We start from the raw sequence: 25,782 nt of genomic DNA, 5'->3' as shown, positions 1-25,782 counted from the left end.
CCAGGCGGCTGCCGAGGATGCCGTGGTCGTGGGGTCGCTGCGGCGTGACGAGGGCGGTCCGGAGCGGTTCCTGGCCTCGCTGGGCGAGGCGTTCGTCCGGGGCGTGGCCGTCGACTGGGCCGCGGTGTTCGCGGGGCTGGGAGCGTCCGTGGTGGAACTGCCCACGTACGCCTTCCAGCGGCAGCGCTACTGGCTGGAGCGGCCCGCGGCGCAGGCGGCCGCCACCGGGGGCGACCCGGTGGACGCCGAGTTCTGGGACGCCGTGGAGCGCGAGGACTTGGCCGCGCTGACCGCCGCGCTGGAGGTGGACGCCGACGAGGAGCGGTCGTCGCTGCGGACCGTGCTCCCGGCGCTGTCCTCCTGGCGGCGCGGCCGCCGCGAGCGGTCCGTACTCGACTCCTGGCGCTACCACGTCACCTGGAACCGGGTGCCGGACCCGGCCTCGGCGGCCCTGACCGGCACCTGGCTGCTCGCGGTCCCGGCAGGACACCCCGCCGGACACCCCGGCACCGAGCTTGGCGACGCCGTACGCGGCGGTCTGGAGACCCACGGCGCCACGGTCGTCACCGTCGAGGTGGCCGAGGCCGACCGCGCCGCGGTCGCCGTGCGGCTCGCCGAGGCCACCGCCGGGGTCACCCCGGCCGGGGTGCTCTCGCTGCTCGGGCTCCCCGACGCACCGCACCCCGCACACGCGGGCGTGCCCATGGGACTCGCACTCACCCTCGCCCTCGTCCAGGCCCTCGGCGACACCGGGGTGGACGCCCCGCTGTGGCTGGCCACCCGTGGCGGCGTGTCCGTCGGCGGCACCGACGCCCTCGACAGCCCCGCCCAGGCGGCCGTATGGGGGCTGGGCCGGGTCGCCGCCCTCGAACACCCCCAGCGTTGGGGCGGCATGGTCGACCTGCCGGACACCGTCGACGGCCGGGTGACCACCCGGCTGTGCGGTGCGCTCGCGGGCCGCCTCGACGACGAGGACCAGCTGGCCCTGCGGCCCTCCGGGGTGTTCGTCCGGCGGCTGGTACGGGCCGCGGAGCACCGGGGGAGCGGCCCGGCGTGGACCCCCGAGGGCACCGTGCTGCTCACCGGCGGCACCGGTGGCGTCGGAGCCCAGATCGCCCGCCGGCTGGCCCAGAGCGGTGCGGAACACCTCGTGCTCACGAGCCGCCGTGGCCCAGAGGCGCCCGGCGCGGACAAGCTCAAGGCCGAACTGACCGGGCTCGGCGCCAAGGTCACCGTGGCCGCGTGCGATGTGGCCGACCGCGCCGCGCTGGAGGCGCTCGTACGGCAGGTGGAGGCCGAGGGCCCGCCGATCCGTTCCGTACTGCACATCGCCGGTGCCGGTGTGCTCGTACCGCTCGCCGACACCGATCTTGCGGAGTTCGCGGACACGGCGGAGGCCAAGGTCGCGGGCGCGGCGAACCTGGACGCCCTCTTCGACCGCGACACGCTCGACTCCTTCGTGCTCTTCTCCTCCATCTCGGCCGTCTGGGGCAGTGGCGAACACGGCGCGTACGCGGCCGCCAACGCCTATCTCGACGGGCTCGCCGAGCACCGCCGGGCCCGCGGCCTCACCGCCACCTCGGTGGTGTGGGGCATCTGGAGCCCCGAGGAGGGCGGGATGGCCGCCAATCTCGCCGAGCAGCAACTGCGCGGCCGGGGCATCCCGTTCATGTCCCCCCGGCTCGCCATCGACGCGTTCTGGCAGGTGATGGAGCGGGACGAGACCGTGGTGGTGGTCGCCGACGTGGACTGGGAGCGGTTCGTCCCCGTCTTCACCTCGGCCCGGCCCAGCCCGCTCATCGGCCGGGTGCCCGACGTGGCACGGATTCTCGCCGCCGACGCCGACACCCGGGCGGACGCGACCGGCGAGTCCTCCTCGCTGCGCGACCGGCTGGCCGAGATGGCCCCGGCGGACCGGCAGGCGGCCGTGCTGTCGCTGGTGCGCTCGCAGATCGCCACCGTCCTCGGCTACCCGGGCCCCGAGGCCGTCGACGCCACGCGCGCCTTCCGCGAGCTGGGCTTCGACTCCCTGAGCGCCGTCGACTTGCGCAACCGCCTGGGCACCGCCACCGGGCTCCGCTTCCCCGTCACCGTCGTCTTCGACTACCCGAGCGCGGAGGAGCTCGCCGGACACATCGGCGCCGAACTCTTCCCCGACGACACCGCCGCCACCGCCCTCGACCCCGAAGAGGCCGACGTCCGCAGGGCGTTGACCTCAATCCCCCTGCTCCGGCTCCGCGAATCCGGACTGCTGGACGAACTGCTGCGGCTGGCCGGTTCCCACGACCCCGCCACCGCGCCGGCGGACGAGGAGCCCGCCGAGTCCATCGACGACCTGGACGTGGATGACCTCGTACGCATGGCCTACGACAAGAACGACCTCTGACGAGACTCGACTGCGGAGCTGACAATGGCAAACCCAACCGACAAGATCGTTGGCGCGCTGCGGGAGTCTCTGAAGGAGACCGAACGGCTGCGCCGGGTCAATCAGCAACTCACCGCCGCGTCCCGGGAACCCATCGCCATCGTGGCGATGAGCTGCCGCTACCCCGGCGATGTGCGCGGCCCCGAGGACCTGTGGGAGCTGGTCACCGGCGGGCGCGACGCCATCTCCGGATTCCCCGGCAACCGCGGCTGGGACCTGGAGAACCTCTACGATCCGGACCCCGACCGGCAGGGCAGCGTCTACGCCACCGAGGGCGGATTCCTCCACGACGCCGACCAGTTCGACCCCGCGTTCTTCGGCATCTCGCCCCGCGAGGCCACCGTGATGGACCCGCAGCAACGGCTGCTGCTGGAGACCTCCTGGGAGGCGTTCGAGCGCGCCGGAATCGATCCGGCGGCGCTGCGCGGCAGCAAGACCGGCATCTTCGTGGGCGCCGCCTACCAGGGCTACATCCCCGACTGGCCCCATATGCCCGAGGGGCTGGAGGGCCACCTGGTCACGGGCATCTCCGCGAGCATCATGTCCGGCCGCGTCGCCTACACCCTGGGCCTGGAGGGCCCGGCCGTCACCATCGACACCGCCTGCTCGTCCTCGCTGGTCGCCCTCCACCTGGCCTGCCAGTCGCTGCGCCAGGGCGACTGCTCGCTCGCCCTCGCGGGCGGCGCAGCCGTGATGGGCGCCCCGATGGGGCTCATCGGCTTCGCCCGGCAGCGCGGACTGGCGCAGGACGGCCGCTGCAAGGCGTTCGCCGAGGGAGCCGATGGCATGGGCCTCGGCGAGGGCGTCGGCATGCTGCTGCTGGAACGCCTTTCGGACGCGCGGCGCAACGGCCACAAAGTGCTGGCCGTCGTGCGCGGCTCGGCCGTCAACCAGGACGGCGCCAGCAACGGCCTCACCGCCCCCAACGGCCGCTCCCAGCAGCGGGTGATCCGCCAGGCGCTCGCCAACGCCGCGCTCACGGCGGAGCAGATCGACGCGGTCGAGGCCCATGGCACCGGCACCCCGCTGGGCGACCCGATCGAGGCGGGCGCGCTGCTCGCCACGTACGGAAAGGACCGCGCGGCGGACCGCCCCGTGCTGATCGGCTCGCTGAAGTCCAACATCGGCCATCCGCAGGCCGCCGGCGGTGTCGGCGGTGTCATCAAGATGGTGCAGGCCATGCGCCACGGTCTGCTGCCCAGGACACTTCACGCCGAGGAGCGCTCCTCGCGTATCGACTGGTCGGCGGGGGCGGTCGAGCTGCTGACCGAGGCCAGGGAGTGGCCGCGCGGCGAGGAGCCCCGCCGGGCCGCCATCTCGGCCTTCGGGGCCAGCGGCACCAATGTGCACACCATCCTCGAGGAGGCGCCCGAGGAGGAGCTTTCGGAGACCGCGGCCGAGGGGGACGCCCCGGTGGGCCGGGGAGTGGTGCCGTGGGTGCTGTCGGCGAAGAGCGCGGCGGGCCTGCGGGCGCAGGCCGAGCGGCTGCTGACGCATGTGACCGCGCGCCCCGGGCTGTCCCCGGCCGACGTCGGCCACTCGCTCGCCACCACCCGTGGCCGCTTCGACCACCGAGCGCTGGTCCTGGGCGGCGACCGCGACGAGCTGATCGACGCACTGGGCGCGCTGGCGTCGGGCGGCGAGTCCCCGCGCGTGGTGCGCGGCGAGGGAATGACGGCCACCGACGCCCGTCCGGTGTTCGTGTTCCCGGGGCAGGGGTCGCAGTGGGCGGGGATGGCGGTGGAGTTGCTGGATTCGTCGCCGGTGTTCGCGGGGCGGATCGCGGAGTGCGAGGTGGCGCTGTCGGGGTTCGTGGACTGGTCGTTGACTGGTGTCTTGCGGGGTGAGGGGCCGGGGTTGGAGCGGGTGGATGTGGTGCAGCCGGCGTTGTGGGCGGTGATGGTGTCGTTGGCGGAGGTGTGGCGGGCGTGTGGTGTGGCTCCCGCCGCTGTGGTGGGGCATTCGCAGGGGGAGATCGCGGCGGCGGTGGTGGCGGGTGCGCTGTCCCTGGAGGACGGGGCGCGGGTGGTGGCGCTGCGCTCGCAGGCCATCGGGCGCGGGCTGGCGGGGCGTGGCGGGATGATGTCCGTCTCGGAGAGCGCCGATCGGGTGCGGGATCGCATCACCGTCTGGGACGGCCGTATCTCCGTGGCGGCGGTCAACGGCCCCGGCTCGATCGTGGTGTCCGGTGACCCCGAGGCGCTGCGGGAACTCCAGGCGGAGTGCGAGGCCGAGGACGTACGGGCGAAGCTGATCCCGGTGGACTACGCGTCCCACTCGGCCCATGTGGAAGCGCTCCGCGAGGAGTTGCTCCACCTGCTCGCCCCGATCCGCCCGCGCACCTCGGACATCACCTTCCACTCCACCGTCACCGGCACACCCCTGGACACCACGGGTCTGGACGCCGGGTACTGGTACACCAATCTGCGGGAGACGGTGGAGCTGGAGTCGGCGGTGCGGGCCCTGTCGGCCGCCGGGTTCGGCACGTTCCTGGAGATGTCGCCGCATCCGGTGCTGACGATGCCGCTTCAGGCGACTGCCGAGGATGCCGTGGTCGTGGGGTCGCTGCGGCGTGACGAGGGCGGTCCGGAGCGGTTCCTGGCCTCGCTGGGCGAGGCGTTCGTCCGGGGCGTGGCCGTCGACTGGGCGGCGGTGTGCGCCGGGGCCGCGGTCGTGGAGCTGCCCACGTACGCCTTCCAGCGGCAGCGCTACTGGCTCGAAGGTTCCTCCGCACCCGCCGAAGGCGAGGCGGTGGACGCGGACTTCTGGGACGCCGTGGAGCGCGAGGACTTGGCCGCGCTGGCCGCCGCGCTGGAGGTGGACGCCGAGGAGTCGTCCCTGGCCATGGTGGTTCCGGCACTGGCCGCATGGCGCCGGGCGCGCCGCGAGCGCTCCGTGCTCGACTCCTGGCGCTACCACGTCACCTGGAAGCCCCTGGGCGACGCGCTCACCTCCGCCCACGACCGGTCGTCGGCCGGTGCCACCTGGTTGATCGCCGCGCCCGCCGGAGCGCCGGAGGGCCCGCGCGTCGCGGAGGCGCTGCGGGAACGCGGCGCCCAGGTACGGCTGGTGGAGCTGACCGAGGCGGACGCCGTACGCGAGGCGCTCGCCCGCAGGCTCGGCGAGGCCACGGCGGATACGCCACCGACCGCGGTGCTCTCGCTCCTCGCGCTCGTCGAGGACCCGTACCGCGCGGGCACGGCCCAGCCGCTCGGCCTGGCCTTCAACCTCGCCCTGCTGCAGGCGCTCGGCGACACCGGGGCCGATGTCCCGGTGTGGTACGCCACGCGCGGGGCGGTGTCCGTGGGCCGCGCGGACGCGCTGGACCATCCGCTGCAGGCGCTCAGCTGGGGCCTGGGCCGGATCGCGGCCGTGGAGTACCCGCGGCGCCGGGGCGGTCTGGTGGATCTGCCCGGCACCCTCGACGACCGCGCCGTCGCGCGGCTGTGCGGTGTGCTCGCGGGCCGGCTGCCCGACGAGGACCAGGTCGCGGTGCGCGCCTCCGGGGTCCACGGGCGCAGGCTGGTCAGGGCCTCGGCGGCACCGGCCGACGCCACCGCGCCGTGGCGGCCGCGCGGCACCGTGCTGGTGACCGGCGGCACCGGAGGCCTGGGCGCCCATGTGGCGCGCTGGCTGGCCCGGGGCGGCGCCGAACACCTGGTGCTCACCAGCCGCCGGGGCCCCGACGCCCCCGGAGCGGCCGAACTCGCCGACGAGATAAGGGAGTCGGGGGTCCGGGTGACCGTGGCCGCGTGCGACGCGGCCGACCGCGACGCGCTCGCCGACCTCCTCGCCACGCTGGAGGCGGACGAGGCACCGCTCGACGCCGTCGTCCACACCGCGGGCGTCCTGGACGACGGGGTGCTCGACACCCTCACCCCCGAGCGCGCCGACGGGGTGCTGCGCCCGAAGGTGGACGCGGCGCTCCATCTGCACGAGCTCACCCGTGACCGCGAGCTGTCCGCCTTCGTGCTCTTCTCCTCCTTCGCGGGCACGCTCGGCGGCCCCGGCCAGGGCAGCTACGCGGCCGCCAACGCCTTCCTCGACGCGCTCGCACACGCCCGCCGCGCCCAGGGACTCCCCGCCACCTCCGTGGCCTGGGGCGCCTGGTCCGGCGGCGGGCTGGTGGACGAGGCCGTCGAGGCGCGGCTGCGCGCCACCGGTATGCCCGCGATGGCGCCCGACCTGGCGATCGCCGCCCTGCAGCGTGCCCTGGACGTGGCCGACACCCATGTGGCCGTGGCCGATGTCGAGTGGGACCGGCTCATCGCCGCCACCCCCTCCCTGGACGGGGCCGCCGTGCTCGGCGAACTCCCCGACGCCCGGCGGGCGGAGGCGACGGCCGCCACCACGGGCGAGGACGACACTCCGCTGGCCCAGCGGCTGGCCGGGCTGTCGCCGCAGGAGGCCGAGGACGCGCTGGCCGACCTCGTCAGCACCGAAGTGGCCGCCGCGCTCGGCTACGCCGACACCGTGGCGGTCGAGGCCGGGCGGGCCTTCCGCGAGCTGGGCTTCGACTCGCTGACCGCCGTCGATCTGCGCAACCGGCTGAACGCGGCCACCGGGCTGCGGCTGCCGGTCACCCTCGTCTTCGACTACCCGACCGTCACCGCGCTGGCCCGCTACCTGCTCGCCGAGAGCGGCGCCGGTGAAACCGCGGCCACCGCCCCGGCGGGCCCGGTGCCCGTCGCCGTAGCGGTCGATGACGACCCGATCGCCATCGTGGCCATGAGCTGCCGCCTCCCGGGTGGGGTGACCACCCCCGAGGAGCTGTGGCGGCTGCTGATGGACGGCCGGGACGCCATCTCGGACTTCCCCACCGACCGCGGCTGGGACATCGAGGGCCACTACGACCCCGACCCCGACAAGCCGGGCACCTTCTACGCCACCGGCGGTGGCTTCCTCCACCAGGCCGACCACTTCGACCCCGAGTTCTTCGGGATCTCACCGCGCGAGGCGCTCGCCATCGACCCGCAGCAGCGGCTGCTGCTGGAGACCAGCTGGGAGGCGTTCGAACGGGCCGGGATCGACCCCGTCTCGGTGAAGGGCACCCAGGCCGGAGTCTTCATCGGCGCCAGCTACAACGACTACGGCTCGCGCTTCACCCGCGCGCCAGAGGAGTTCGAGGGTTACCTGGCCACCGGCAGCGCCAGCAGCGTGGCGTCCGGGCGCATCTCGTACACCTTCGGTCTCGAAGGGCCCGCGGTCACCGTGGACACCGCCTGCTCGTCCTCGCTGGTCGCCCTCCACCAGGCGGCCCAGGCGCTGCGCCAGGGGGAGTGCTCGCTGGCGCTCGCGGGCGGTGTCGTGGTGATGTCCACGCTGGACACCTTCATCGAGTTCAGCAGGCAGCGGGCCATGGCCCCCGACGGCCGCTGCAAGGCGTTCTCGGCGGACGCCGACGGCGCCGGGTGGGCCGAGGGCGTCGGCATGCTGCTGCTGGAGCGGCTCTCGGACGCGCGGGCCAACGGCCATGAGGTGCTGGCGCTGGTGCGTGGCTCGGCCGTCAACCAGGACGGCGCCAGCAACGGCCTCACCGCCCCCAACGGCCCCTCCCAGCAGCGGGTCATCCGCCAGGCGCTGGCCGGTGCGGGCCTGTCGGCCGCCGACGTGGACGCGGTCGAGACCCACGGCACCGGCACCCGGCTCGGCGACCCCATCGAGGCACAGGCCCTGATGGCCACCTACGGCCAGGGGCGGGACGCCGACCGGCCGCTGTGGCTGGGCGCGCTGAAGTCCAACATCGGCCACACCCAGGCCGCTTCGGGCGTCGCCGGGGTCATCAAGACGGTCCTGGCGCTGCGCCATGGCGTGCTGCCGAAGACCCTCCACGCCGATGAGCTCTCGCCCGACGTGGACTGGTCGGCCGGTGCGGTGGAGCTGCTGACCGAGGCCCGGGAGTGGCCCGAGACGGGACGGCCGCGACGCGCGGGCGTGTCCGCCTTCGGCGTCAGCGGCACGAACGTCCATGTGGTGCTGGAGCAGGGCCCCGAGCACACCGCGCCGGTGGCCGAGCGGACGGTCGACTCCGATGTGGTGCCGTGGGTGCTCTCCGCGCGCAGCGAGACGGCCCTGCGGGCGCAGGCCGGGCGGCTGCGCGCCCATCTGGAGGAGCGGCCGGAGCTGCGCCCGGTGGACGTCGGCTACGCGCTGGCGACGGGCCGCTCGGCCTTCGGGCACCGCGCCGTGGCCGTCGGCACCGAGCGGGAGGAGCTACTGCGCGGCTTGGCGGAGCTGGCCTCGGGGACGGCCCAGGAGACGGTGGCGGACGCAGGAAAGACGGCCTTCCTGTTCACCGGGCAGGGCGCCCAACGGGCTGGCATGGGGCGGGAGTTGTACGACGCCTTCCCGGTGTTCGCGGCGGCGTTCGACGCGGTGTGCGCCGAGCTGGACCGCCATCTGGACGGTTCGGTGCGGGAGGTGGTGTTCGGTGAGGACGCGGAGCCGCTGAACCGGACCGTGTTCACCCAGACCGCGCTGTTCGCCCTCGAAGTGGCGCTGTACCGGCTGGTGGAGTCCTGGGGCGTGACCGCGGACTTCCTGGTCGGCCACTCGGTGGGCGAGCTGGCGGCCGCCCATGTGGCCGGAGTGTTCTCGCTGGAGGACGCCTGTGCGCTGGTGGCGGCCCGGGGCCGGCTGATGCAGGCGCTGCCGGAGGGCGGTGCGATGGTGTCGCTCCAGGCGGCCGAGGCCGAGGTGCTGCCGCATCTCGAAGGCCACGAGGACCGGGTGAGCGTGGCGGCGGTCAACGGGCCTCGGGCCACCGTCATCTCCGGTGACGAGGACACCGTCCTGCGGATCGCGGAATCGACCGGGGCCAAGAGCAAGCGGCTCACCGTGTCCCACGCCTTCCACTCGCCGCTGATGGACGCCATGCTCGCCGAGTTCGGCACGGTGGCCGCCGGGATCGGCTACTCCGCACCGCGCATCGCGGTGGTCTCCAACGTCACCGGTGAGGCGGCGGGTGAGGAGCTGTGCTCGCCGGAGTACTGGGTGCGCCACGTCCGCCGGGCCGTGCGCTTCGGGGACGGCATCCGCTTCCTCGCCGGGCGGAATGTGACCCGCTTCGTCGAGATCGGCCCGGCCGGTGTGCTCTCCGCCATGGGCCAGGAGCGCCTGGCAGAGGCCGACACCGAGACCGACGCCGATGCCGAGACCGCGTTCGTCCCGCTGCTGCGCAAGGACCGCGGCGAGGCCGAGTCGCTGCTGGCCGGGGTGGGCCGGGTGCACGCCCACGGTGGCGCGGTGGACTGGGAGCAGGTGTTCGCGGGCCGTGGGGCCCGCCGGGTCGAGTTGCCCACGTACGCCTTCCAGCGGCAGCGCTACTGGCTGGACGCGCCCGCCACCGTGGGCGATGTGGCCTCGGCCGGTCTCGGCGCCGCCGGGCATCCGCTGCTGGGCGCCGCCGTCGAACTCGCCGACAGCGACGGCCTGGTGCTCACCGGGCGGCTGTCCACGCGCGGCCAGCCCTGGCTGGCCGACCACGCGGTCTCCGGTGTGGTCCTCTTCCCGGGCACCGCCTTCCTGGAGCTCGCGATCCAGGCCGGCGACCGGGTGGGCTGCGAACGGGTCGATGAGCTGACCCTGCAGGCGCCGCTCATCCTCCCCGAGCGGGGCGCCGTCACCCTGCAACTCGTGGTGGACCCGCCCGAGGAGGACGGCCGCCGCACCCTGAACGTCTACTCCCGCCCCGAGGACGCGGACCGTGAGCTGCCGTGGACCCGGCACGCCACGGGTGTGCTGGCGGTCGGTGCCGTCGAGGGCTCGTACGACCTGGGCGGGGCGTGGCCGCCGCCGGGTGCCGAGCCGGTCGAGGTCGAGGACCTGTACGAGCGGTTCGCGGCGGGCGGCTTCGGCTACGGCCCGTCGTTCCAGGGGCTGCGCGCGGCCTGGCTGCGCGGCGACGAGGTGTTCGCCGAGGTACGGCTGGGGCAGGAGCAGCAGTCCGCCGCCACCGCCTACGGACTGCACCCCGCCCTGCTGGACGCCGCGCTGCACACCATCGCGCTCGGCCCGATGCTCCAGGCGGGCGAGGGCCGGTTGCCGTTCTCCTGGACCGGGGTGACGCTGCACGCCTCCGGGGCCGCTGAGGTACGGGTACGGCTCACCCCGAGCGGCACCGACACGGTGGCCCTGACCGTGGCGGACGCCATCGGACGGCCGGTGGCCACCGTGGAATCGCTGGTGCTGCGCAAGCGGCCCGAGCGGCTCGGCGAAGCCGCCACCGGCGGTGACACGCTCTACCGGCTGGACTGGGTGGCCGCCGACACCTCCGCGGCCACGCCCGAACCGCCCTCCGGGCACTGGGCCCTGCTCGGCGACGACGACTTCAAGCTGGTCGGACTCGATGTGCACACATACCCGAACCTGGAGGCGCTGCCCGCCGACCCGGCCGCCGTGCCCGCCACCGTACTGGTGCCCTGCGCACCGGAGCCCCAGGGCGTTGCCGACGCCGTACGGGCCGCGACCCACCGGGCGCTGGCGCTGCTCCGGGCCTGGCTGACCGAGGACCGGTTCGCCGACTCCCGCCTGGTGTTCATCACCCGGGGCGCGGTGGCCACCACGCCCGGCGCGGACGTACCCGATCTGGCGCACGCCGCCGTCTGGGGCCTGGTCCGCTCCGCGCAGTCGGAGAACCCCGACCGGTTCGTGCTCGTCGACCTCGACGAGCACGAGGAGTCGGCGCTCGCGCTGCCGGCCGCGCTCGCCCTGGACGAGCCTCAACTGGCCGTGCGCCAGGGTGACATCGCGGTGGCCAGGCTCGCCACCACCCCCGTCCCCGACACCGCCCCGCCCGCCTGGGACCCCGAGGGCACGGTGCTGGTCACCGGGGCCACCGGCACCATCGGCGGGGTCATCGCCCGCCATCTGGTGGCCGAGGGCGGAGTGCGGCATCTGCTGCTCACGAGCCGCCGTGGCCCGGACGCCGAGGGCGCGGCCGAACTCCAGGCGGAACTCGCGGAGTTGGGTGCCCAGGTCACCCTCGCCGCCTGCGATGTGGCCGACCGGGAGGCGCTGGCCGCGCTGCTGGCCACCGTCCCCGCCGCACATCCGCTGACCGCCGTCGTACACACGGCGGGCGTCCTGGACGACGGTGTGGTCTCCTCGCTCACCCCCGAGCGGATCGACCGGGTGCTGCGGCCCAAGGTCGACGCCGCGCTCACCCTGCACGAGCTGACCCGCGACCTGGACCTGTCCGCGCTCGTCCTGTTCTCCTCCATCGCCGGCACCTTCGGCGGGATGGGCCAGGGCAACTACGCGGCGGCCAACGCCTTCCTCGACGCCTTCGCCCAGCACTGCCGCACCCAGGGGCGGCCCGTCCAGTCACACGCGTGGGGGCTGTGGGCCCAGCGCAGCGAGATGACCGGCAAGCTGGAGGGTGCCGATCTGAACCGGCTGGCGCGCGGTGGCATCGTGCCGTTCTCCTCGGAGGACGGCGCCGGGCTCTTCGACGCCGCACGTGCCGTGGACTCCGCCGTCGTGCTGCCGATGCGGCTCGACGCCGCGGGGCTGGGGGCGCGGTCCGGCGACGTACCGGCGCTGCTGCGCGGGCTGGTGAGGGCCGCGCCCGCCACCAGGCCCGCCCGGCGGACAGCCGCCGGAGCCGGGGCCGCGACCGCGCGGCCCGAGGGGCTCAAGCAGCATCTGACGAGCCTGCCGGAGGCCGAGCGCGGCCGGTTCCTGCTGGATCTGGTCCGCACGACCGTGGCCGGGGTGCTGGGCTTCGAGTCAGTGGCGGCCGTCGAGGCGGAGCGTGGACTGCTCGACCTCGGCTTCGACTCGCTCACCGCGGTCGAACTCCGCAACCAGCTCGGCAAGGCCACCGGCCGGCGCCTGCCGGTGACCCTGCTCTTCGACTACCCCACCTCCACGGCGATCGCCACGTACCTGGAAGCGGAAATCGCCCCGGAGGCATTCACCGCCGCGTCGATGACCTTCCCGGAACTCGACGTCCTGGAAAGCAACCTGGCCAAGGTCGCCGCCGACGACGAGGCGCGCACCACGCTCGCCTCGCGTCTGCAGGACCTGCTGATACGGCTCGGCCAGGGCCCGGAGGACGCGGTCGCCGGCCGCATCGACGCCGCTTCGGACGACGAGATCTTCGACTTCATCGAGAACGAACTCGGCCTGTAGTGCACGGAGTTGGAATTCAAAGAGATGGGCGGTAAACGGTGAGCGAGGCAAAGCTCCGCGACTACCTCAAGCGAGTGACCACGGATCTGCACCGCACTCGCCAGCGCCTCCAGGAGGCCGAGGCAAAGGACCACGAGCCCATCGCCATCGTCGGGATGGCCTGCCGCTACCCCGGTGGCGTGGCCTCGCCGGAGGACCTGTGGGAGCTGGTGGCGAACGGCCGTGACGCGGTCACCGAGTTCCCCGCCGACCGGGGCTGGGACCTGGAGGCCCTCTACGACCCGGACCCGGACAAGCCGGGGACGAGCTATGCGCGCGAAGGCGGCTTCGTCACCGACGCCGACCACTTCGACCCCGCGTTCTTCGGTATCTCGCCGCGCGAGGCCCTCGCCATGGACCCGCAGCAGCGGCTGCTGCTGGAGACCGCGTGGGAGGCCATGGAGCGCGCCGGGGTCGACCCGGCCACGCTGCGTGGCAGCCGCACCGGCGTCTTCGCGGGCGTGATGTACCAGGACTACGCGACCCGGCTGCGCCAGGTGCCCGACGATGTCGAGGGATACGTCGGCAGCGGTGGCTCCGGCAGCATCGCCTCCGGCCGTATCGCCTACACCTTCGGTCTCGAAGGGCCCGCGGTCACCGTGGACACCGCCTGCTCGTCCTCGCTGGTGGCCCTCCACCTCGCCGCGCAGGCACTGCGCCGGCGGGAGTGCTCGCTGGCCCTGGTCGGCGGGTCGATGGTGATGTCCACACCGGTGGCCTTCGTGGACTTCAGCCGCCAGCGTGGGCTCGCCTCCGACGGCCGCTGCAAGGCGTTCGCCGCCTCCGCCGACGGCACCGGCTGGGGCGAGGGTGTCGGCATGCTGCTCGTGGAGCGGCTGTCGGACGCGCGGCGCAACGGCCACCAGGTGCTCGCGGTCGTCACGGGCTCCGCCACCAACCAGGACGGCGCCAGCAGCGGGCTCACCGCCCCCAACGGCCCCTCCCAGCAGCGCGTCATCCGGCAGGCACTGGCCGACGCCGGGCTCACCGCGGCCGATGTGGACGCGGTCGAGGCCCACGGCACCGGCACCCCGCTCGGCGACCCCATAGAGGCGGGCGCGCTGCTGGCCACCTACGGCCAGGACCGCCCCGAGGACCGGCCGCTGTGGCTCGGCTCGCTGAAGTCCAACATCGGCCACACCCAGGCCGCCGCGGGCGTCGGCGGGGTCATCAAGACGGTGCTGGCGCTGCGCCACGGCGTGCTGCCCAAGACCCTGCACGCCGAGGAGCCGACGCCCAACGTGGACTGGGAGTCGGGCGCGGTACGGCTGCTGGCCGAGGCCCGGCCGTGGCCCGAGCCGGAGGCGACACGGCCGCGCCGCGCCGCCGTGTCCGCCTTCGGCTTCAGCGGCACCAACGCCCATGTGATCCTGGAGCAGGCCCCCGCCGAGGAGACCGCGGAGGAAGCCGACGACGAGACGCCCGCGGACGAGACACCCGCGGACACCGCGCCCGCCGCCGCGCCCGCCACCGTGTCCGACCTGGTGCCGTGGCCGCTGTCGGGGCGGACCGAGGAGGCCCTGCGGGCCCAGGCCGCGCGGCTGCGGTCCTACGTGGCGGGCGCGCCCGAGCCGTCCCCCGTGGACATCGGCTACTCGCTGGCGCTCACCCGCTCCGCCTTCGCCCACCGCGCGGTGGTCGTGGGATCGAGCCGTACCGAACTGCTCGGCGAACTCGACCGGTTGGCCTCGGGTGTCACCCCCGGCGCGGTGGCCGGTGCGGGCAAGACGGCGTTCCTGTTCACCGGGCAGGGCGCACAGCGGCTCGGCATGGGACGCGCCCTGCACACCGCCTTCCCGGTCTTCGCCGCCGCGTTCGACACCGTCTGTGCCGAGCTCGACCATCACCTGGACGGCCATGTCGGGCACGCTGTGCGCGACGTGGTCTTCGGCGAGGACGCCGAGCTGCTCGACCGGACCCTCTACACCCAGACCGGCCTCTTCGCCGTCGAGGTGGCGCTGTACCGGCTGCTGGAGTCCTGGGGTGTGACCGCGGACTTCCTGGTCGGCCACTCGGTGGGTGAGCTGGCGGCCGCCCATGTGGCGGGCGTGTTCTCGCTGGAGGACGCGTGTGCCCTGGTCGCGGCCCGGGGCCGGCTGATGGACGCGCTGCCCGCCGGAGGCGCGATGGTCTCGCTGCAGACCGCCGAGGACGAGGTACTGCCCCATCTGGCGGGCGAGGAGGACCAGGTGTCCTTGGGCGCGGTCAACGGCCCGGCCGCCACCGTGATCTCCGGCGAGGAGAAGGCCGTCCTGCGGATCGCGGACGCGGTCGGCGTCAAGAGCAAGCGGCTGCGGATCGGCGTCGCCTCCCACTCGCCGCTGGTGGACCCCGTGCTGGAGGAGTTCGCCAAGGTCGCCGGTGAGCTGACCTACGCCACCCCCCGGATCGCGGTGGTGTCCAATGTGACCGGCGAGGCGATCGCCGAGGAGCTGTGCTCGCCCGAGTACTGGGTGCGCCATGTGCGGCAGCCGGTGCGGTTCCAGGACGGGATACGGTTCCTCGAGGACCAGGGCGTGACCCGCTATGTCGAGGTCGGCCCGTCCGGTGTGCTCTCCGTGATGGGGCAGGAGTGCGTCGCCGACCCCGGCGCCGCCGCGTTCGTCCCGCTGCTGCGCAAGGACCGCGACGAGGCCGAGTCGCTGCTGGCCGGGGTGGGCGGGGTGCACGCCCACGGCGGCGCGGTGGACTGGGAGAAGGTGTTCGCGGGCCGTGGGGCCCGTCGGGTCGAGCTGCCCACGTACGCCTTCCAGCGGCAGCGCTACTGGCTCGACGGCTCGGACCGGGCGGGCGATGTGACCTCGGCGGGGCTGGGCTCGGCCGGGCATCCGCTGCTGGGCGCCGCCGTCGAACTCGCCGACACCGACGGCCTGGTGCTCACCGGGCGGCTGTCCCTGGCCGCCCAGCCCTGGCTGGCCGACCACGCCGTCTCCGGCACGGTCCTCTTCCCGGGCACCGCCTTCCTGGAACTCGCGATCCAGGCCGGTGACCAGGTCGGCTGCGACCAGGTCGAGGAGCTGACCCTCCAGGCGCCGCTGATCCTCCCCGCGCGGGGCGCGCTCACCCTCCGGGTGACCGTCGGCGAATCCGACGAGAGCGGACGGCGCCCGCTGAACGTCCACTCCCGCCCCGAGGGCGCCGGGTTCGGCGAGCCGTGGACCCCGCACGCCACCGGCACGCTCGCCACCGCCACACCGGGTGCCCCCGCGGAGCTGACCGCGTGGCCTCCGGCGGACGCCACCGAACTCGACGTCAGCGACATGTACGAGCGGTACGCGGCGGGCGGCTTCGGCTACGGCCCGGCCTTCCGGGGCCTGCGCGCCGCCTGGCTGCGCGGCGACGAGGTGTTCGCCGAGGTGCGGCTGGCCCAGGAGCAGCGGCCGGCCGCCGCCGGGTACGGGATCCACCCGGCCCTGCTCGACGCCTCCCTGCACGGCATCGCGCTCGGCACCCTCTTCGCCGGGGAGGACCCGGAGACAGCGCAGGGGCGGCTGCCGTTCTCCTGGACCGGGGTGTCGCTGCACGCCGCCGGGGCCGACGAGGTACGGGTGCGGATCTCCCCGGCCGGGGAGGACACCGTGGCGCTCGCGGTGGCCGACCCCACCGGCCGCCCGGTGGCCACCGTCGAGGGCCTGCGCTTGCGCAAGATGACCGGCGATCAGCTAAGCGGCGCCCGCGCCGCGAGCAGCGAGTCGCTGTTCCAGCTCGACTGGCCCGCGCTCGCGGGCTCCGATCAGCCCATCCCCCTGACCCGGGCCGCGCTGGTCGGCGACGACGGGCTGGAGGTGACCGAGAGCCTCTTCGCGGCCGGGGTCCACCTGGAGTCCTATGTGGACCTGGAGTCGCTGGGCGCGGCCGTCGACGCCGGTACGGCCGCCCCCGCGGCGGTCCTGGTGTCCTGCGCCGCCGGGCCCGGCGCACCGGCCGACGCGGTGCGGGACTCCCTGCGCACCGCCCTGGAGCTGGCCCAGAACTGGTCGGCCGATGAGCGGTTCGCCGACTCCCGGCTGGTGTTCGTCACCCGAGGCGCGGTGGCCACCGCCCCCGGCGCGGAGGTCACCGATCTGCCGGGCGCCGCCGTCTGGGGCCTGGTGCGCTCGGCGCAGTCGGAGAACCCCGACCGGTTCACCCTCGTCGACCTCGACGGGCACGAGGAGTCCGTACGGGCCCTCCCGGCGGTCCTCCCCTCCGGGGAGCCGCAGCTCGCGCTGCGCGCCGGACAGGCGCACACCCCGCGGCTCGCCCGCGCCCAGGGCGCCACCGGCGCCACCCGTGCGCTGGACCCCGAGGGCACCGTGCTGATCACCGGCGCCACCGGTACGCTCGGCGGGCTGCTCGCCCGCCACCTGGTGACCCGCCACGGCGTCCGCCATCTGCTGCTGACCAGCCGCCGGGGACCGGCCGCCGAGGGGGCCGGGCGGCTGCGCGACGAGCTGACCGCGCTCGGCGCGACCGTGACCGTGGCGGCGTGCGACACCGCCGACCGGGACGCCGTGGCCGCCCTGGTGGCCCAGGTGTCCGACGACCACCCGCTCACCGGGGTGTTCCACACCGCCGGGGTGCTGGACGACGGGGTGATCTCCTCGCTCACCCCCGAGCGGCTGGACACGGTGTTGCGGCCCAAGGCCGACGCCGCACTCCACCTCCACGAGGCCACCCGGGAGCTGGACCTGGCCGCGTTCGTGCTCTTCTCCTCTGCCGCCGGTGTGCTCGGCGGCGCGGGCCAGGGCAACTACGCGGCCGCCAACGGCTTCCTCGACGCCTTCGCCCAGGCCCGCCGGGCCCAGGGACTGCCCGCCCACTCCCTCGCCTGGGGGCTGTGGGCGCGGACCAGCACGATGACCGGCACGGCGGACACGGCCGGGGCCGCCCGCTCGGGCGTGGCCGCGCTCTCCTCCGAACAGGGCATGGAACTGCTCGACACCGCCCTCGCCCTGGACACCCCACTGCTGATCCCGATGCGGATCGACCTCGCGGCACTGCGCACGGGCGCCGGATCCGGCTCGGTGCCGCTGCTGCTGCGCGGGCTCGTGCGGACACCGGCACGCCGGGCCGGCGCGACCACACGCGGTGGCTCGCCGGGCGGCGGCTCCGCGCTTCGGGAACGGCTCACCACCCTGTCCGGGGCCGAACGGGACGCCGTGCTGGTGGAGTTGGTGTGCACGCAGGTGGCCACCGTGCTCGGCCACCCGGACCCGTCCGCCATCGGCCCGGCCCATGAGTTCGTGGACTCCGGCTTCGACTCGCTCACCGCGGTGGAGCTGCGCAACCGGCTGAACGCGGCCACCGGGCTGAGGCTGCCCGCCACGCTCGTCTTCGACCACGAGACGCCCACCGATCTGGCCGCCCGGCTCCGCTCCGAACTGGCCGCGGCCCGGCAGTCCGGCCCGTCCGAGCAGACGCCCACGGGCCCGGCGCCCGCCGCGGCGGGGGAGTCCACCACGCTGAGCACGCTGTACACCGAGGCGTTCGAGACCGGGAAGTGGAAAGAGATCTTCGACCTGCTGCATGCCACGGCGGCGCTGCGGCCCCGGTTCAGCGCCACCTCCGACCTGGAGAAGCTGCCGATGCCGGTCCGGCTCAGCAAGGGCCCGGCCGAGCAGCACATGTTCTGCTTCTCCTCGTGCCTGGCGGTCGCGGGCATCCACCAGTACGCCCGGTTCGCGGCCTCGCTGCGGGGCCGGCGCGATGTGTCGGCGCTCGCGCTGCCGGGCTTCGGCCGCGGTGAGCCCCTCCCGGAGACGGCGGACGCGGTGGTGGCCGCCCAGGCCGAGGCGGTGGCGAAGGCCGCCGACGGGCAGCCGATCGTGCTCCTGGGCTCCTCGGCGGGCGGCTGGTTCGCCCACGCGGCGGCGGGACATCTGGAGCGGATGGGCATCCGGCCGACCGCGGTGGTGCTGGTGGACACCTACGTGCCCAAGAGCAGCATCCTCAACCAGTTCGGGCTCTCGCTCATGGACGGGATGACCGAGCGCGAGGGCGTGTTCGTCACCATGGACGACGCCCGGCTGTCGGCCATGGGCTGGTATCTCAACCTCTTCGGCAGCTGGGACCCCGAGCCGATCGAGACCCCCACCCTCCTGGTGCGCGCGCTGGAGCCGCTGTCCACCGGATCGCTGAAGCTGGAGGAGCTGCCCGACTGGCGGTCCTTCTGGGAGCTGCCGCACGACATCGTCGATGTGCGCGGCAACCACTTCACCATGATGGAGGACCACTCCCTCCCCACCGCCCAGGCCATCGAGGACTGGCTGGAGCGACTGCCGCGCGACGGCGCCTGACCCCGTCCGGACACCCCGCTTCAGGAGCCCTCCCCGCATCGCGAAAGGAAACGACGGCCATGGCGTTGCCCGTCACCGATGAGAGCCTGTGGTTCCGCAGGTTCCATCCGCGCCCGGAGGCCGAGGTCAGCCTGGTCTGCCTGCCGCACGCGGGAGGAGCAGCCAGCTTCTACTTCCCGATCTCCGAGCTGCTGCCGCCGACCGTGGAGGCGCTGGCCGTCCAGTACCCGGGGCGGCAGGACCGCCGCCATGACGCGCCCATCGAGGACATCCACGAGATGGCGCGCGAGATCTACGAGGCGCTGAAGCCGCTCACGGCACACCGGCCGATCGCGCTGTTCGGCCACAGCATGGGCGCCAGCGTCGGGTTCGAGCTGGCCAGACTGCTCGAAGGGGAGCTGGGGACCGTGCCCGTGGCGCTCTTCGCCTCGGGCCGGCCCGCGCCCTCACACCACCGGAGCCTCGGCATCCACCGGCGGGACGACGCCGGGCTCATCGCCGAGCTCCAGCTGGTCAGCGGGACCGACTCCCGCATCCTCGGCGACACCGAACTGCTGCGGCTGGCCCTGCCCGCCATCCGCAGCGACTACAAGGCGGCCGAGACCTACGAATACCGGCCCGGTGCCCGGCTGGCCTGCGACATCGTGGGGCTCACCGGCGACAGTGACATCCGCGTCACCGCCCCGGAAGTGGCGGGCTGGCGGGAGCACACCTCGGGCTCCTTCCGGCTGGAGGTCTTCTCCGGTGGCCACTTCTACCTGGGTGAGCAGAAGGCAGCGGTGGCCGGAGTCATCACGGACACCCTGCGGGCGGCCACCGCCCGCCCCCGACGACCCATCGACTGAGAGAGAAACCGACGATGCGTATCCTTTTCGCGACGGTGTCCGAGAAATCGCACCTGTTCACCATGGTCCCGCTCGCCTGGTCGCTGGCCGCGGCCGGCCACGAGGTGCATGTCGCCAGCAATCCCGCGCTGACCGAGTCCATCAAGAGCACCGGTCTGACGGCCGTCTCCGTCGGCAAGGACCACAATCTCCACGAGATGCTGACGCAGAACCGCGAGTCGCTGGAGAACCCGCTCTCCGACTGGTCCACCCCGGAGCTCGATCAGCACTCCTGGGAACAGGTGCTGATGAAGTTCAAGATCAGCGTGATGTTCGCGTACCAGACCTACAACGACTGCATGGTGCACGAGCTGGTGGACTACGCCCGCCACTGGCAGCCCGACCTGGTCATCTGGGACCCGGTCACCTACGCGGGCCCGGTGGCCGCCCGGGTCGTGGGCGCCGCCCACGCCCGGCTGCTGTGGTGCATCGACATCTACGCGAAGATGCGCGAGGTGTTCCTGGCCCGCCTCGCCGAGCAGCCCGAGGAGCGCCGCGAGGACCCGATGGCCGACTGGCTCGGCTCCATCCTCGCCCGCTACGACCGCACCTTCGACGAGGAGGTCGTGGTCGGCCAGTGGACCATCGACCAGATCCCCACCAGCCTCCAGCTCCCGCTGTCCCTCCAGCGGGTCCCGGTCCGCTATCTGCCCTACAACGGCCCCTCCGACATCCCGGACTGGCTGCGCGAGACCCCCGAGCGGCCGCGGGTCGTGCTGACCTCCGGGGTCTCCGCGCGGGCGGCCCTGGGCGGCACCTTCATGCCGGTGGCCGACATGATCGACACCCTGGGGAGCATGGACATCGACGTGGTGGCCGCGCTGCCGCCCGAGGAGGTCGAGGCACTGGAGAAGGTCCCCGCCAACACCCGCATCGTCGACTTCGTTCCGCTGCACGCCCTGCTGCCCGGCGCCTCGGTCCTCATCCACCACGGCGGCTTCGGCTCCTGGGGCACCGCACTGGCGGGCGGCGTACCGCAGTTCATCCCCACCATCCGCTACGCCGACTGGTGGAACAAGGGGACCAGCCTGCACGAGGCCGGTGCCGGACTCGCCGTCCACGCCTCGGAGCTGACCGCCGAGGTGCTGCGGGAGAGCGTCGAACGGCTGCTGAAGGACGCGTCGTACAAGGAGACCGCCGAGCGGCTGCGCGCGGAGAACCTGCGCACCCCCACCCCGCACGATGTGGTGCCGGTGCTGGAGAAGCTCACCGTGGAGCACGGCCGATGAAGGTGCGCGAGCTGGCGGTGTCCGGCGCCTACGAATTCAGCCCGGACGTCCACCGCGACGAGCGCGGCGCGTTCGTCGCCCCCTACACCGAATCGGCCTTCTCCGCGGCCGTCGGCCATCCGCTGCGCCTGGGCCAGAACCACCACAGCGTCTCCCGGCGCGGCACCGTCCGCGGGGTGCACTACGCGGACGTACCCCCGGGCCAGGCCAAGATGGTGACCTGCGTCAGCGGCGAACTCCTCGATGTGGTGGTGGACTTGCGGGTGGGCTCGCCCACCTTCGGCCGCTGGGACAGTGTGCGGCTGGACCCCGTCTCGTACCGGGCGGTGTATCTGGAGGAGGGACTCGGCCACGCCTTCATCGCGCTCCGGGACGACACCGTGGCGGCCTACCTCAACTCGGAGGAGTACAACCCGGGCGCCGAACACGAGATCGACCCCTTCGACCCCGCGCTCGGCCTGCCCTGGCCCAAGGACCTGGAGTACCTGGTCTCCGAACGCGACCGGAACGCCCCCGGGCTGGCCGAGGCCGAACGGGCCGGTCTGCTGCCGTCCTACGAGGTCTGCCGGGCGCTGCACGCCCGGCGCGGCTGAGAGCCTGTGTCATATCCCCGGCCCGGCGTACCCCCATCCACCGATCGGTTGATGCGGCCGATCGCCCGGTCGGTGGAGGGAGGATCAGCCCGGTGGGCAGCCGATGGGCCGATCCCCCGGGGATATCCGCCTCCTACGGTGGAAGAGTGAAGGAACCGAGCGAGGAGGACCCGGGCCGATGCCGCTGATCGAGGTCAGTAACCTGCGCAAGGAATACCGCAATCACGTGGCGGTACAGGACGTGTCCTTCTCCGTGGAGGAGGGCGAGATCTTCGGCATCCTCGGCCCCAACGGCGCGGGCAAGACCACCGCCGTGGAGTGCATCGAGGGCATGCGCAAGCGCGACGGCGGCGAGATCTCCGTGATGGGTCTCGACCCGCTGAAGGACAAGGACCTCGCCGAGCTGCGCGAGTCCATCGGCATCCAACTCCAGCAGAGCGAACTGCCCCCCAAGATGAAGGTGTGGGAGGCGCTCGAGCTCTACAGCACCTTCTACCGCGACCCCGTCGACTGGCGCGAGCTCATCAAGGACTGGGGCCTGTCCGGCAAGGCCGACACGGCCTACGGATCGCTGTCCGGCGGCCAGCAGCAGCGGCTGTCCATCGCGCTCGCCCTCGTCGGCAAGCCCAGGATCGCCGTCTTCGACGAGCTGACCACCGCACTCGACCCGCACGCCCGGCGCGAGACCTGGAAGCTGATCGAGAAGGTCCGGGAGCAGGATGTGACCGTGCTGCTGGTCACCCACTTCATGGAGGAGGCCGAGCGGCTCTGCGACCGGATCGCCATCATCGAATCGGGCCGGGTCGTCGCCCTCGACACCCCCTCCGGACTGGTGTCCCGGGTCGATGAGCAGCAGATCATCCGCTTCAAGCCGTCCGTCCCGATGGACGACGAGCTGCTCACCTCGCTGCCCGAGGTGAGCAGTGTGACCCGGTCCAAGTCCCAGGTGACGGTGGTCGGCAAGGGCAATGTCGTCTACGCCGTGATCTCCGTGCTGGCCCGCAATCAGATCGTGGCGAACGAACTCCGCCTGGAGCAGGCGAGTCTCGATGACGCCTTCGTCGCCCTGACCGGCTCCAAGCCCGCCAACTAAAGCCGCCGAGGAGACTTCTGCCATGTCCGGGCGCACCAAGCTCACCTACGTCGAGAGCAAGCTGTTCCTGCGCGATCCCACCGCGGTGTTCTTCGTCATCGCGCTGCCGATCATGCTGCTGGCCATCTTCCACTTCGTCACCACCAAGTCCGACGACGACGCCGCCACCAAGGCGTCGATGGCCGCGTTCGTCCCCGCGATGGCCATGTCGCTGTGTCTGACGATGCTGGCCCTCAACCTGCTGCCCACGACCCTCGCGACCTACCGGGAGAAGGGCATCCTGCGGCGCATGGCCGCGAGCCCCATCCACCCGGGGAACCTGCTGCTCGCCCAGCTCTTCATCAACCTGGTCACCGCGGCGGTCTCCGCGGTGCTGGTGCTCATCGTCGGCAAGACCGCCTTCGACACCAAACTGCCCGGTGACGTCCCCGCCTTCCTGGTGAGCTTCGTCCTGGGCACCTGGGCGCTGTTCTCCATCGGCCTGGTGATCGCGGCCGTGGCACCGAGCAGCAAGTCGGCCACCGCGATGGGCCTGTCCCTGCTCTTCCCCAGCCTCTTCTTCGGCGGCGCGTTCCTCCCCAAGGAGGACCTGCCGGAGACGGTGTCCACCATCGGCGACTACACCCCGCTGGGCGCCGCGCTCCAGGCGCTGCGCGATTCCTGGGAGAACCAGTGGCCGCAGACGCTGCACCTGACCGTCCTCGGAGTGATCGCGGTGGCCGCCACCGCGGCCGCGGCCAAGCTGTTCCGCTGGGAGTGAGGTGAGCGCGTCCAAGGACGACGGCGGACGGTGGGAGCGGCACTCCGACATCCTGTTCGGAGGGCTGCCCTACCTTCTGCTGTTTCTGTCCACGGCCCTGAGCCTGGTCCACGGCCCGCCACCGGCCCGGCGGCTGCTCACCACGCTGGGCCTCGCGGCCGTGGCCGCCGGGTGGATCCTGGGCACCTACACCCTGCCCACGGGCCGCCGGAGCAGACAGCCGTACGGCACGGCGCGCACGGCCGTCTACTTCGCCGGGCTGCTCGCCCTCTCCGCCGCGCTGATGGCGCGGGACCAGGTGTTCATGCTGTTCGCCGCCACCGGGTTCCTCCAGGCGCTGGTGCTGCTGCCGACCGTCTGGGCGCTGGTGTCCGTGGCGGCCACCTCGTTCGTCGTCAACACCGTGCCGGACGGCTTCCCGCGGCCCACGACCGGCGCGGTGGTCGGCTATCTCGCCGCCATCGCCTTCCAGACCGTGGTGATCGGCTGGATCAACCTGCTGTCGAGCAGGCTCAACGAACAGCATCAGCGGCGCAAACGCACCGTGGCCGAGCTCCGCTCCGCGCTCACCGAGAACGCCGGACTCCACGCCCAGCTGATCACCCAGGCGCGCGAGGCCGGAGTGCTCGACGAGCGCCAGCGGATGGCGGGGGAGATCCACGACACCCTCGCCCAGGGGCTGGCCGGCATCATCCGGCAGCTGGAGGCCGCCGAGCACGCCGGGGGCGACCGAGAGGTGTGGCGCCGCCATCTCGTCGCTGCCAAGGACCTGGCCCGGGACAGCCTCGCCGAGGCGCGCCGCTCGGTCCAGGCGCTCCGCCCCGAGCAACTGGAGTCCAGGACCCTGCCGGACGCCCTGGAGTCGCTGGTCGAGGGGTGGTCGCAGGAGCGGGAGCCGAAGGTGGCGTTCGCGACGACCGGGACCGCCATCCCCCTCCACGCCGAACTGGAGGCCACGCTCTACCGGGTGGCGCAGGAGACCCTCGCCAATATCGCCAAGCACGCCCGGGCGTCGAAGGTGGGCATCACCCTGTCGTACATGGAGGACGTGGTGGTCCTCGACGTACTCGACGACGGCGTCGGATTCGACTCCGCGGCCGCGGAGGCCGAGGCCGGTACCTCCGGCGGCCATGGCCTCGGGCTGGTGGCGATGCGGCGCCGACTGGGCCGGGTCGCCGGTACGTTGGACATCGAAAGCGCCCGTGGCGAGGGCACCGCCATCAGCGCGGCCGTCCCCGTGATCCCCCAGAAAGCCGGTGCATGAGCGGAAACACCCATGGCGGCGACACTCCCGGCCCCATCCGCATCCTCATCGTCGACGACCACCCGGTGGTCCGCGACGGGCTGCGCGGGGTGCTGGAGCGGGACCCCGATTTCACGGTGATCGGCGAGGCGGGTGACGGTGCCGAGGCCGTCGAACTGTACGAGCGGCACCCGGCCGATGTGGTCCTGATGGATCTGCGCATGCCCCGGATGGGTGGCGTCGAGGCCATCAAACGGCTGCTGCGCGGCGATCCGGAGGCCCGGATCCTGGTGCTGACCACCTATGACACCGACAGCGACGTCATGGGCGCCCTGGCCGCCGGGGCGACCGGCTATCTCCTCAAGGACACCCCGCGCGAGGAGCTGACCCGCGCCGTGCGGTCCGCCTCCTCGGGCCAGTCCGTCCTCTCACCCGCGGTCACCGGACGCGTTCTCGGCCAGGTCCGCAAACCCACCCAGGGCCCGCTGAGCGACCGTGAACTCCAAGTGCTCAAGCTTATCGCGGACGGAGCCACGAATCGACAGGCCGCGGCGGCATTGTTCATCAGCCAGGCGACCGTCAAGACACACCTTCTGCATGTCTACGAGAAACTCGGGGTGAAGGATCGCGCGGCAGCGGTCAGCGAGGCCCATAAACGACATCTATTCGAATGACACCGCAGGTCGGGGCCGTGATAGGGGTGCCGGATAGGGGTGGACGAGGGTAGGGGTTGTTCCGCTCGAAGCGGCGCCAATACGGTGGCGATATGGGCCACATCCGAGATCGGCAGGCCGTTGTCATCGGCGGCACCGGATTCATCGGGCGACATATCTGCAGAGCTCTCGCCAAGCGCGGATATGAAGTCCTGGCAATAGCGAGAAAACCCGCCGGACCCATTCCCGGAGTCGTCTTTCTGGCACTTGACGCGGTATCCGCGCCGAGCGAGGACATCGTCCGGGCCGCACAGTCCGCCGATCTCGTCGTCAACGCCGCGGGCGACAGCTGGGAGGGCGACGAGGCGAGCATGACGGCCTCGCACATCCCGCTCGTGGACCGGCTGGTGGACGCCGTGGCGGCCCTCCCCAGGCGGCCGCGCCTGGTCCA

At 73.1% G+C, this 25,782-nt stretch carries 10 protein-coding genes and 1 pseudogene; all 11 read left to right on the top strand.

Translation table 11 applies throughout. The features are described from left to right. Positions 1-2,386: SDR family NAD(P)-dependent oxidoreductase (locus GWI24_RS14855; protein ID WP_210946418.1), on the top strand; the 2,386-nt coding region annotated here is incomplete at its 5' end. 24 nt (positions 2,387-2,410) lie between these two features. After that, positions 2,411-12,559, top strand: coding sequence for a type I polyketide synthase (locus GWI24_RS14850; protein ID WP_210946417.1), 10,149 nt, complete (start codon positions 2,411-2,413; stop codon positions 12,557-12,559). Positions 12,560-12,597: 38 nt separating this feature from the next. Beyond that, positions 12,598-18,876, top strand: a pseudogene (locus GWI24_RS14845) (type I polyketide synthase); the annotation flags it as partial. A 59-nt stretch (positions 18,877-18,935) separates the two neighbouring features. Next, positions 18,936-19,721 carry a thioesterase II family protein gene (locus GWI24_RS14840; RefSeq protein WP_210946415.1) on the top strand — a complete coding sequence of 262 codons (786 nt, stop codon included), beginning with the start codon at positions 18,936-18,938 and terminating at the stop codon, positions 19,719-19,721. Positions 19,722-19,756: 35 nt separating this feature from the next. Next, positions 19,757-20,989: an activator-dependent family glycosyltransferase gene (locus GWI24_RS14835; protein WP_210946414.1), complete on the top strand. Its 1,233-nt coding sequence runs from the start codon at positions 19,757-19,759 to the stop codon at positions 20,987-20,989. Next, positions 20,986-21,582 carry a dTDP-4-dehydrorhamnose 3,5-epimerase family protein gene (locus GWI24_RS14830; RefSeq protein WP_210946413.1) on the top strand — a complete coding sequence of 199 codons (597 nt, stop codon included), beginning with the start codon at positions 20,986-20,988 and terminating at the stop codon, positions 21,580-21,582. Before GWI24_RS14835 ends, GWI24_RS14830 begins: the two co-directional genes overlap by 4 nt. Before the next feature lie 178 nt (positions 21,583-21,760). Next, the gene (locus GWI24_RS14825; RefSeq protein ID WP_020866317.1) at positions 21,761-22,675 is read left to right on the top strand and encodes an ABC transporter ATP-binding protein; all 915 of its coding nucleotides are present in this window, start codon (positions 21,761-21,763) and stop codon (positions 22,673-22,675) included. Between the two features lie 22 nt (positions 22,676-22,697). After that, positions 22,698-23,435, top strand: coding sequence for an ABC transporter permease (locus tag GWI24_RS14820; RefSeq protein ID WP_037962594.1), 738 nt, complete (start codon positions 22,698-22,700; stop codon positions 23,433-23,435). Position 23,436: 1 nt separating this feature from the next. After that, positions 23,437-24,699 carry a sensor histidine kinase gene (locus GWI24_RS46525; protein WP_210946412.1) on the top strand — a complete coding sequence of 421 codons (1,263 nt, stop codon included), beginning with the start codon at positions 23,437-23,439 and terminating at the stop codon, positions 24,697-24,699. Continuing rightward, positions 24,696-25,352, top strand: a complete 657-nt coding sequence (locus GWI24_RS14810; protein WP_210946411.1) for a response regulator transcription factor — start codon at positions 24,696-24,698, stop codon at positions 25,350-25,352. Before GWI24_RS46525 ends, GWI24_RS14810 begins: the two co-directional genes overlap by 4 nt. 92 nt (positions 25,353-25,444) lie before the next feature. After that, positions 25,445-25,782, top strand: a 338-nt coding sequence (locus GWI24_RS14805) for an NAD-dependent epimerase/dehydratase family protein (protein WP_247616358.1), incomplete at its 3' end; no start/stop codon positions are given.

This window comes from Streptomyces sp. MK37H (assembly GCF_018035285.1).
Classification (GTDB): Bacteria; Actinomycetota; Actinomycetes; order Streptomycetales; family Streptomycetaceae; genus Streptomyces; species Streptomyces endocoffeicus.
This window is presented reverse-complemented; position numbering and strand designations above follow the sequence as displayed.